This is a genomic window from Mycobacterium marseillense, assembly GCF_010731675.1.
GTDB lineage: Bacteria > Actinomycetota > Actinomycetes > Mycobacteriales > Mycobacteriaceae > Mycobacterium > Mycobacterium marseillense.
The window spans coordinates 2330172-2341005 of sequence record NZ_AP022584.1 but is presented as its reverse complement, the minus strand read 5'-3'; the positions used below and the strand labels follow the sequence as shown (position 1 = coordinate 2341005).

The 10834-nt window shown below is 69.0% G+C and carries 9 protein-coding genes and 1 pseudogene; 4 read left to right on the top strand and 6 right to left on the bottom strand.

Going from position 1 to position 10834, the window contains the following annotated elements:
- Position 1: 1 nt before the first annotated feature.
- Entirely contained in the window at positions 2-1123 is a 1122-nt protein-coding gene (locus G6N26_RS10475; RefSeq protein WP_083018925.1) for a polyprenyl synthetase family protein, read from the bottom strand.
- A gap of 266 nt (positions 1124-1389) precedes the next feature.
- The gene (locus G6N26_RS10470; RefSeq protein ID WP_067168664.1) at positions 1390-1821 is read right to left on the bottom strand and encodes an STAS domain-containing protein; all 432 of its coding nucleotides are present in this window, start codon (positions 1819-1821) and stop codon (positions 1390-1392) included.
- A gap of 328 nt (positions 1822-2149) precedes the next feature.
- On the opposite strand from G6N26_RS10470, the gene G6N26_RS10465 reads away from it, so the two are divergent.
- From G6N26_RS10465 to G6N26_RS10455, 3 genes are all read left to right on the top strand, one after another.
- On the top strand, positions 2150-2890 hold the full coding sequence (locus tag G6N26_RS10465) for an Rv1815 family serine proteinase (RefSeq protein ID WP_067168666.1): 741 nt from the start codon (positions 2150-2152) through the stop codon (positions 2888-2890).
- Between the two features lie 72 nt (positions 2891-2962).
- Positions 2963-3646, top strand: coding sequence for a phosphodiesterase (locus G6N26_RS10460; protein ID WP_083018955.1), 684 nt, complete (start codon positions 2963-2965; stop codon positions 3644-3646).
- 10 nt (positions 3647-3656) lie between these two features.
- On the top strand, positions 3657-4736 hold the full coding sequence (locus tag G6N26_RS10455; protein ID WP_083018927.1) for an NAD-dependent epimerase/dehydratase family protein: 1080 nt from the start codon (positions 3657-3659) through the stop codon (positions 4734-4736).
- A 4-nt stretch (positions 4737-4740) separates the two neighbouring features.
- On the opposite strand, the gene G6N26_RS10450 is transcribed toward G6N26_RS10455, so the two are convergent.
- From G6N26_RS10450 to G6N26_RS10435, 4 genes and pseudogenes are all read right to left on the bottom strand, one after another.
- Positions 4741-6096, bottom strand: a complete 1356-nt coding sequence (locus tag G6N26_RS10450; RefSeq protein ID WP_083018929.1) for a TIGR01777 family oxidoreductase — start codon at positions 6094-6096, stop codon at positions 4741-4743.
- A gap of 21 nt (positions 6097-6117) precedes the next feature.
- Positions 6118-7362, bottom strand: coding sequence for a glycosyltransferase family 4 protein (locus G6N26_RS10445; protein ID WP_083018957.1), 1245 nt, complete (start codon positions 7360-7362; stop codon positions 6118-6120).
- 13 nt (positions 7363-7375) lie between these two features.
- Positions 7376-8935, bottom strand: a complete 1560-nt coding sequence (locus G6N26_RS10440; RefSeq protein ID WP_276058601.1) for a glycoside hydrolase family 57 protein — start codon at positions 8933-8935, stop codon at positions 7376-7378.
- Between the two features lie 26 nt (positions 8936-8961).
- Positions 8962-9794: pseudogene (locus G6N26_RS10435) on the bottom strand (class I SAM-dependent methyltransferase).
- 230 nt (positions 9795-10024) lie between these two features.
- Here G6N26_RS10435 and G6N26_RS10430 point away from each other — a divergent pair.
- On the top strand, positions 10025-10816 hold the full coding sequence (locus G6N26_RS10430; RefSeq protein WP_067168676.1) for an electron transfer flavoprotein subunit beta/FixA family protein: 792 nt from the start codon (positions 10025-10027) through the stop codon (positions 10814-10816).
- The last annotated feature ends 18 nt before the right edge of the window (positions 10817-10834 follow it).

Below are 10834 nucleotides of genomic sequence, written 5' to 3'. Positions count from 1 at the left end.
CTCATACGGCGCGATCCGTACAGGCCGTGGCCATTTTGTCCAGCGCGATGCGGACGGGTTCCTCGATCGGCAGGTCGCCGAGGTGGGCACGCGCGGACGCGACCCGGTCGCTGATCATCTGCTCGATCAGCCCCACGGCGCCGGTCTCGATGATCAGCGCTTTCCACCTGGCGATCGCGTCCTCCCCGAGGGCCTCACGATTCGCCAGCTCGGTGAGTTCACGGCGGGTGGTCGGGCCGGCGAGCTGGTGGGCGGCCACCACGACGCTGGTTGCCTTGCGCTCGAGCAGATCTCCGGCGCCGGGCTTACCCGTCACCGTGGGGGATCCGAAGACGCCGAGCACGTCGTCGCGGAGCTGGAACGCTTCGCCGACGGCGCCGCCGTAGCGGCCAAGTTGGGACAGTGTGTGGGCGTCGCAGCCGGCCATGGCCGCCCCGATCTCCAGGGGCCGGCGCACCGTGTAGTTGCCCGATTTACGCCGTGCCACGTCGAGCACGAATTCCAGCCCGGGCGCCTGCCGCGCGTCGTTGGTCAGGTCGGCGAACTGTCCCACGGCGAGCTCGGCCCGCATCGCGTCATAGCGCGGCCACGCCCGTTGCAGCCGTTGGGGATCGACTCCGCTGTCGCGCAGCATCTGTTCGCCCCATATCAGGCAGAGGTCTCCGAGCAGGATCGCGGCGGACTCGCCGAATCGCCGTGAGGGGCCCGGCAATCCGCGCTCCCGGTGCCACTGCCCGAATTGGCGATGCGCCGACGGGCGGCCGCGCCGCACGTCGGAGCCGTCCATGACGTCGTCTTGCAGCAGCGCGAAGGCGTGCACCAACTCAAAACTCGCCGCCGCCCGCAAGGCCGCGGGGTCGGGCGGCGCACCGCACCGCCACCCCAGATACATGAACGTCGACCGCAGGCATTTGCCGCCGGAGACGAAGTCGGCCAGAATTTCGCCTACCGCTTCGATACCCGGCCCGGCCAGTTCGGCGGCGCGTCGCTCGGCGACGAAGTCTGCGACCTCGGCCAGCACCGTCTGCCGGACGTTCGACCGCCACTCGCCGAAGTCGTCGCTGTCCGACCAGCCGGGCGCTGGCGCTGACGCGGCAGCGGGCGAAAACGACAAAGCTCCCATGTTGCCCAAGCGCTCCCTCCCGGACGGCTTGGAATGCCCTGGCCTGCGCGGCCCCGGCACACGCGGTCATACCCGCCGACGAGGTGGGCAAACCACAGCGCGAACCGCCAGGCCCCGCCCCGCGCCGCCCGGTAGGGACATACCACCTTGTTAAGTAACTTAAACATTCATATTTTTAATATCACGAGGCTCGCCGCGTCACGCTGGGATGGGACGGAGCGCGAAGCCGAAACACCAACTCGGGCAGCGCTTTAACGCCGCCGAGGTTAAGACGCGGCGCTGCGACTGACCTGGCTTCGCGGCTGTCGGCTACGGGTAAGATCGGAGACAAAGCGACGTCGCGCTCGAACGATGTCTTCGATGGTTTGAAACGCTTCCGGTACCGAGCCGGCGGTCGCCAACCCGTTGTCGTGCACGATGCGCAGCAGCGGCCGGAGGGCCGTGCCGGCGACCACGCCGCAGTGCACGCGGGCTTTGCGGAGCTCGTCGTTGACGACCAGCAACGCCCGAAAGCCTTCGACGCTGACGAAACACAGCCTGCTCAAATCGAGGACCACCGGGGTCTTGAGTCGGGCGAAGCCGCGGATGGCCTCGGTGAGGTCGTCGGCATTCGCGGCATCGATCTCGCCGTCGATGCGCACCACCGTGGCGAGGCAGCGCGCATAGACGAACACGTGTGCCCGGGCGAATTTAGCCATGTGGCGTGCGGGATGTCGTTGGTCCGCCGGAGTCGCGGAATGAAGAGCAGCCATTGAAGCGCCTGTCGATGGCGGTGAGACGGAAGTGATCAGTGTTTTGCACACCGTTCCCGTTAGAGACGCAGCTGTGAACTCAACCTGACAGCAGCCTAGCGCCGGCGCCATGGCTCAGTAGCTAAGTTTCGTTTTTTGGACCGCGGCAACGGTGTTCTGCCCGCCGGTGAAACCGATGTGGAAAGGGCGTTTGGCCGCGTTGCCGACGGGTACACGCGGACCACGTAACAAACGCGACGTATCCCTTGACGGACGCGAGGGGTGGTGCGGCCCAATGGAAAAGATCGGCCGCCGCTGGTACCGGTTAGCGGTTGCGCCCGCTGCCACGATGATGCTCATCGGCGCTCCGGGGTGGGCCGCCGCCGACCCGGGCGTCACCGCGTTTCCCGGAATGGAGATTCGTCAGGGCAACACGGTGTGCATGCTCGGAATGGTCGAGCCGCGGCTGCGGGTCGCCCTCACCAGCGGCCAATGCGACGGCGGTCAGTCGATGGTGACCGACCGCGACCGCAACCCGATCGGCGACGTGGTCCTCGGCCGTCGCCAGGTTGACACCGAATCCGCTTCGGACACCTCGATGCTGCCGGTGGAATACGAAGTCATCGCTCTTGCAGGCAATGTCACGGCCTCGGACGTGTTGCCCACCGGCCGCCAGCTGCGGTCGGTGCCAGGCCTGCGCGCACAACCGGGCCTCCCCGTGTGTCAGCTGCGCCGCTCCACCGGCCAACGCTGCGGCTCGGTCAGCACGGTCACCAACGGTCGCTTCGCCATGGCCGACATGGTCGTGGACGGTCGGGACTTCGGCGGCCCCGTCTACGCCCTGACCGACGACAACAAGGCCGTCATCGTGGGGCTCTACGAGGGCATGTGGAAGTCCTCCCCCCAGTTCGAGTCGTGGCAGGCGGTCATGGCGCAGGTCTACATCGACAGTCACTCCACCGGCGCGCAGCAACAGCTCCCCGCTCTGCGCATGATCCACTGGCACACCGGCGCTCGCGCTTTTGCCGCACCGTAACTGTCCCGCCGCCCGGCGCACGTGGGGCCGCTGGGCGTGTTTCCGCCGACGCAGAACGGGAACTCGCCGCCGGTGAGTGTTTTAGATCTTGTGGCGGTGCCGTTCCAGTGGGGCTCCGCGATCCGCGGCAAGCGGTTCTTTCACCCGATCGGCGTGCTGGCGGAAGGCTTCGTCGAACGCGTCGCCCCGGTGGGCCAGGGCTTACCGGTGCCTTCGTCGGAGATCGTGGCGCGCGTGTCCAAGGCCGGTGGCACGCCTGGACCGCTGCCCGACTTCATCGGTCTGGCTTTCCGGCTGCCCCCTCGGGAGCCTGCTGGCACGCCATGGGACATCTTGCTGGTCTCGTCGGGGTCCGGGGTGCTCTCCCGTGCGGTGGCGCTGCGGCCGACCGCGTCGTGGAACGGTCAGACGCTGACCACGCTGATGCCGTCGCATTTCCAGGACAACAATTGGTGGCTGCGAGCCCGAACTCCGAGCGACATCGGCGGAAACGGCTTGTCGCTGGACAGCGTCCGAAAGCGCCTCGAGCGCGGCACAATCGAGATCGCACTCGACCAGGCGTGCGGCAGCGGCGATTTCACACCGTTAGCGCACTTGACGCTGACCACCGCCATCGATCCGGGGCGACACCACGACGTGTCGTTCGATCCCGTCGTCAACACGGCGCCGGGCTTGAGCCTGCGCCCGCGGTGGCTCGCCGATCTGCGCACCCGGGCATATCGGCAGAGCCGCGACGGTCGGGATGCCGATGAGTAGGAGGTAGCCGGTGTCCAAGCGCATCGTGATCACCGGGGCCAGCGGCAACGTCGGCACCGCCTTGCTGCGCCGGCTCGCCGACGACGGCTCCGACTATGACATCGTCGGGATCGTCCGCCGGCGGCCGCCTCCCGACGACGTCTATCGGTCCGTCCACTGGCATGAGGTGGACCTGGCCGACCCGGGCGTCGAAATCCAGTTGCTCAACGTCTTTCGCGGAGCCGCGTGTGTGGTTCACCTCGCGTGGGGATTCCAGCCGACCCGCAACAGGCGCTATCTGGATGCGGTCGGTGTCAACGGCAGCGCGGCGGTACTGAGCGCGGCACACGACGCCAAAGTGCCGCAGCTGCTGCACATGTCGTCGGTGGGGACCTACGCCGCCGGGTGCTACGGCGAGAAGGTCGACGAGACGTTCTCGACCGCGGGCATCCCATCCTCCGCCTACAGCCGGCCGAAATCCGCGGTGGAACACATGCTCGACGGCTACGAGCGGGACAACCCCGACGGCGTCGGAATCACCCGGATGAGGCCGGGTTTCATCCTGCAGCGGGACGCCGCACTGGGCCTGCGGCGCTACACGCTGCCCGCCTACGTGGACCCGCGCTGGGTGCGCTGGCTGCCGCTGCTACCGCTGGACCGCGCGCTGAGCGTGTCGGTGGTGCACGCCGACGACGTCGCCGACGCGTGCGTCACAGCGATCGAGCACCGCGCGCTGGGGCCCTTCAACCTGGCCGCCGAACCCCCGGTCGGCCGCCGCGACATCGCAAAGGCGGTGCGGGCACGCCCGATTCACGTGCCCTCGCCGGTGTTGGGACTGCTGGTGGAGGCGACGTGGCGGGCGAGGTTGCAGCCGCTGGATCGTGGCTGGCTGGACATGGCGTTTTCGTTGCCGCTGCTGGCCACGGAGCGCGCGCGTGACGTCCTCGGATGGTCGCCGCGGTGGAGTTCCGAGGCTGCGCTGGCCGACCTCGTCGACGGCTTCTTGCATACCTGGGGCACCCAAAGCCCGGTCCTTCGCGCGCGTTCGTGCGTCGAGGCGATCAGTCGTGACCTTTATGAGGGCCCGCTGACCGTGCGGCGGGTGCCCTGACCCGTCAAGCCGTACGCCCCAACAGGTGGCGCAGTGCCTGGTTCAGGTCGGGTTGACGGAACCGGTGCCCGGCCGCGACGAGCTTGCGGGGAGCCACGCGCTGGTTCGCGCAGGCGAGTTCGCGAGCGCCCTGCCCGCCGAGCAGGAGGCGAGGCCCCAGCGGAGGCACCGGCAGCACCGCCGGCCGGTGCAGCACCGCCGCCAGGGTCGACGTGTACTCCGCGTTGCGGACAGGTTGCGGCGCAACGGCATTCACGGGCCCCGACAGCGTCTCGTCCCACAGGGCGCGGTGATACACATCGACCAGGTCGTCGATCCCGATCCAGGACAGCCATTGTCGGCCGTCGCCCAGTCGGCCCCCGAGCCCGGCGCTGAACAGCGGACGCATCAGCCTCAGGGTGCCGCCGCGCGGTGATTGGACGATGCCGGTGCGCACCCGCACCACCCGCAGCCCCGCCTCCTGCGCGGGTGCGGTCGCCTGCTCCCAATCGGCCACGACGTCGGCCAAAAATCCCGCACCGCGCTCGCTGTCCTCGGCGAGCGTGTCGTCGCCGCGGTCGTAGCCGTAATAGCCCACCGCCGACGCCGAGATCAGGACGGCCGGGCTGGGGTCGCTGCGGCCCAGCAGTTCGGCGATCCGCCTGGTCGGCCCAATCCTGCTGTCACGGACGGCATTCCGGTGCTTATCGGTGAACCGTCCGGCGATCGAGGCGCCCGCGAGATGGATGACCGCGTCCACGCCCGCGAACAGCTGCGGGTCGGGATCGTCCGGATCCCACCGCCGTTCGTCGGTGCCGCGCGCGCTGCGCCGAACGAGCGCGATGACCCGATGTCCGCCGGTGCGCAAAAACGCCGTCAGCGCCGAACCGACCAGGCCCGACGATCCGGTGACGGCGATCGTCAACGGATGCATGCCGTTCTCGGTGGCCAGCCGGTGGGCGGCCAGGTCATCGGCCAGCTGGCGGTGGCGGTAATCGAACATGGGCCGCAACAGCGATCCGGGCACTCCGGTGTCGACTCGGTCGATCACCCGGGTGCGGCCATCACCGATGTCTTCGAACTGGTGGGTATGCCGCCACCGCACCACTGTTCGCGCCGGCAGCGTGGCCAGGCCGTCACCGCCGAGGACGTCGACGAACCGGCGCGGCGGGTCGTAGCCGTCGGGCTGATGCACCGCGACCCAGCGCAGGCCGCCGGGCAGCGCCAGCGTCGCCCGTCCGTCCTCCAGAGAGGACGCCTCGGCGATGAGGCGCATCGGCTGCCACGGCGGCGAGAGCCGATGGAAAGCTCCCGGCCGGGCATGCCAATCGAAGACGTCCGTGATCGGCGCATGCACCACGCTCGAATAGTCCAGGCCCATCCTGAAACGTTAGAAAGCTCGCTACCGGTCCGGCAAGGCGTGTTCGACGATGGGGAGCCGTGCCTGCGGCTGCCGCTCACCGCGCTTGGCCGCCAGATACACCTGCGCGGTCTTGTCGGCCACCGTATGCCAATCGAAGTCGGACGTGAGGCGTTCGCGGGCGGCCCGCGCGCGTTGTTGCGCGGCGTCCGGATCGTCGAGCACCCGGCGGATCGCCGCGGCCAGCCGGGTCACGTCCCGCGGCGGGCACGACACACCGGTCTGACCGTCGATCACCGCCTCGCCCAGCCCACCGATGTTCGACGTCACCAGGGGAGTGCCGGCCGCGGCCGCCTCCAGCGCCACGATGCCGAAGGGCTCGTAGTGGCTGGGCAACACCGCGGCGTCGGCGCGATGCAATACCGCCAACAATTCCGCGTGCTCGAGGTGACCGACGAACCGAATCGCCTTGAGCACCCGGTGTTTACGGGCTTGCTCGATCAGCCAGCGCTGCTGAGTGCCCTCGCCGGCGATGGTCAGCGTGGTGCCCGGGTGGGTGCGCCTGATCCGGGGGAGCGCGGCGATGACGTCGTGCACCCCCTTCTCGTACTCCAGCCGCCCCAGGTAGAGCAGTTCGGCCGGCCCAGGCCGCGGTCGGCGCGCCGCGAACGGCCACCGCTCCGTCTCGATGCCGTTGCAGATCACGGTGATCTCGGCCAGGCCGGGGCCGAACAGTTCGGTGATCTCGTCGGCCATCGACCCCGAACAGGTGATCAGCGAATCGGATTCGCGCACCAGCCAGGATTCGACCGCGTGCACCTGGCGGCTGAGCGCACCGCTGACCCAGCCGGAATGGCGACCCGCCTCGGTCGCGTGGATCGTGGAAACCATTGGCACGTCATAGAATTGGGCCAACGCGATCGCCGGATGAGCCACCAGCCAGTCGTGGGCGTGCACGACGTCGGGACGCCACGGGTTGTTGCTGCCGGGTTCCTTGAGGTTCAGCCCGGCGCGGATCATGGAATGCCCCATCGCGAGCGTCCAGGCCATCATGTCGGTGCCGAAGGTGAATTCGTGCGGGTCCTGGGCGGCCGCGATCACCCGGACCCCCTCGCTGATCTGGTCGGAGGACGGGTGGCTGCGGGGATCGGTTCCGGTGGGCCGGCGTGACAGCACGACGACGTCGTGGCCGGCGGCGGCCAGCGCGGTGGACAGGTGATGGACGTGCCGGCCCAGCCCGCCGATGACCACCGGGGGGTATTCCCACGACACCATCAGGACTTTCACGTCGCGGCCCACCTCATCGCGGCAACCTGCGCGCGTCGAGGGCGCCGAAGAGTCCGTCGGCGCGGTTCCACCCCTCGGCCAAGCGCTGCGCGGTGTCGCGCCGGCCGGACGCCAAGGCCCCCGCGATCTCACGGGTGGCGTGCGCGTGCAGGTGGGCGCGGTAGCGGGCGTAGTCGGCGGCCGAGTCCTTGCTCACCATGAACGGCCAGTCGCTGGAGACGGTGAGCAACGTCTCGCGCAGGATCTGGTCGGCGACGTGGTCGCGGGGGATCGGCCCGTCCAGCGTCGCGGTTTGGGACAGCGCCTTGTCGACGGTGCTCAGCGCGGTGTCGACCACCTCGTTGTTGAGCTGTACTAAATCGGCGACCTGGTCGCCGGCCCACACCTGCCAGTCCTTGCCCGAACCCCACGAGCTGGGCGGCAGAGCCACCGGGTTGCCGACGAAGCCGTCGGCGATCGCGTCGTTCAGGGTGCCCACCCGCACGCCGGCTTCGGGCAGGGCGCGCAGCACCCGCTCCAGCCAGGTCGGGCCTTCGTACCACCAGTGGCCGAACAGTTCGGTATCGAAGGCCGCGATCACGTGGGCGGGCCGCCCGATGCGCGCGGACTCGCTCGTCAGGCGGTTGCGGACCGTCTCGACGAAGTCGGCGACGTGGACGTCGACGGCGTGGTCGGCGCGCTCCGGCTCATAGGGCGCCTTGCCCTCCGAGGACACGTTGCGGCCGGTGACCCTGGCCGGCTTGAGCCCGGTGAGGTGGTCATAGGTGTGGAAGTCGCGATAGGCGGCATGCCCGGGGTAGCCGGACTTCGGCGACCACACCCGGTAGCTGACCTGCAGGTCGCGCCCGAATGCCACCACGTCCGTGTCGCCGACGGGCCTGCCCAGCGCGGTGTCGCCGTGCAGCGACGGGCCGTCGACCATGAAATGCGTGACCCCGGCGGCGGTGTAGTCGTGTTCCAGCCCGGGCGCGTACGCGCATTCGGGTGCCCAGATGCCGCTGGGGGTATGCGCCAGCCGCTGACCCGCGTCGGCCAGCCCCTCGCGCAGGGCGAACTCGCGCAGCCGGGGGGCGAGCAGCGGTTGGAACGGGTGGGCCAGCGGCCCGCCGAGCAGTTCCACCGTGCCGGCGTCGAGTAGCCCGCGCAGCAGCGGGCTGCCGCCGTGCCGCCACAGGGTGGCGAAGTCCTCGAGGGCCCGCTCCGCCTCAGCCGATTCGCGAATGCCCAAGGCGCGCAATGCTTCCGGTGTGCATGACTGATAGCCGGCCGACTTGGATCGGGGAATCGACCGCACACTGGCCGCCGCAGAGGCTTCCGTCGCGCGCAGCCGCCAGTTCGCCAGCCAATGATGCATGCCGCCAAGGCAATACGGGTCGTCGAGTTGCGCGTTCACCACGGGCGTGACGCCCAGCGTGATCAGTCCTCGGCGGTCCTCGCCGGCCAGCGTGGTCAGCACGCGCATCAGCGGCAGGTAGGCCGCCGCCCAGGATTGATAAAGCCATTCCTCGCCGACCGGCCAGCGACCGTGATGGGCCAGCCACGGGAGGTGGGTGTGCAAAACCAGGGTGAACATGCCGGGAACCCGGTCTTGCGTCGAGTTCACGGCGCTACCGCGATCGCGATCAGATCGAGGCTGTCGTCGATGTCTTGGCCGATGACCGCTCCGGATCCGCGCTCCACGAGCTCGAAGTCATCGGTGGTGACCGCGGCGACGTCGGCCGCCAGGTCGGGTGGCCACGGTGCCCCTTGGTCAGCGGCCAGTGCCCGCTGGATTTGCGCGTCGATGATCGAGCCGCCGTGCCGGGCGTCCATCTCGCGCAGCCGCGGGCCGTGGAACAGCCCGCTGATCGACACGTCGGAAAAGCCCCCGGCGATGAGCAGCTCACCCAGCTCGGCGGCGTTGAGTTCGCGGGTGTGGAACGGGTTGATCGGGGTGTCGCGGCCGGGGGAGAACGTGATCCGGTTGGGCGTGGACATCATCAGCAGTCCCGACGGGCGCAGCACCCGCGCGCACTCGACCACGAATTGTGTTTGGTCCCACAGATGCTCGATCACCTGGAAGTTGACCACAATATCCACCGACGAATCGGGCAGCGGCAGCTGCGCGAGGTTCGCCTGCATAACGTCCACCCGGGGGTACCGGGCGCGGACGTGGGCCACGGCGGACTCGTCGTAGTCCACGGCGATGACGCGGCGGGCGACCCCGGCGATCAGATCGGCGCCGTATCCCTCGCCGCAGCCCGCCTCGAGCACCTCGCGGCCCTCGCAGTGCTCGGCAAGCCGCTGGTAAACGACCTCGTGGCGGCGAAACCAGTAGTTTTCGATGTCCAAACCCGGGATGGTGCGCTCACCCGTCAGCATCAACACCGCGTCACCCGACGACGCGGTATCGGCGGGGTGTGCGGGGGACCGTCAGGGACCAGTGCGCTCATTGCATAGGCAGGCTAACGCGAAGTGTCGGATTCGCGAACCACGAAAGTGGGTAGCCCCGCGCTCGCAGGGGGAGGAGCGCCCGCAAGAACGCGCAGTACCACCAGCTATGGTGTGAAGGCATACCGCACAAAGTTACCGGGTAGTAACACGGCTGTGCGTTGCGAAAAACGCGTACCGAGGTCTCGCAGTCGAGCGCTGCGGACCCCTTCGAGGAGGACGAACCACACCCATGACGAACATCGTGGTCCTGATTAAGCAGGTCCCAGACACCTGGTCGGAGCGCAAGCTGACAGACGGCGACTGGACGCTCGACCGCGAGGCCGCCGACGCGGTGCTTGACGAGATCAACGAGCGCGCCGTCGAAGAGGCCCTGCAGATCCGCGAGCGGGAGGGCGGCGAAGGCTCGGTGACCGTGCTGACCGCGGGCCCCGAGCGCGCCACCGAGGCGATCCGCAAGGCCCTGTCGATGGGCGCCGACAAGGCCGTCCACCTCAAGGACGACGGCCTGCACGGCTCCGACGTGGTGCAGACCGGGTGGGCCCTGGCCCGCGCGCTGGGCACCATCGAGGGCACCGAGCTGGTGATCGCGGGTAACGAGGCCACCGACGGCACCGGCGGCGCGGTGCCGGCCATCATCGCCGAGTACCTGGGCCTGCCGCAGCTCACTCACCTGCGCAAGCTGTCGCTCGAGGGCGGCAAGGTCACCGGTGAGCGCGAGACCGACGACGGTGTCTTCAACCTCGAGGCCACGCTGCCCGCGGTCGTCAGCGTCACCGAGAAGATCAACGAGCCGCGCTTCCCGTCGTTCAAGGGCATCATGGCCGCCAAGAAGAAAGAGGTCACGGTGCTGACCTTGGCCGAGATCGGGGTCGAAGGCGACGAGGTCGGGCTGGCCAACGCCGGATCCACCGTGCTGTCGTCGACGCCGAAGCCGCCGAAGACCGCGGGTGAGAAGGTCACCGACGAGGGCGAGGGCGGCAACCAGGTCGCGCAGTACCTGGTCGGCCAGAAGATCATCTAGTCGAGCACCCCACACCTG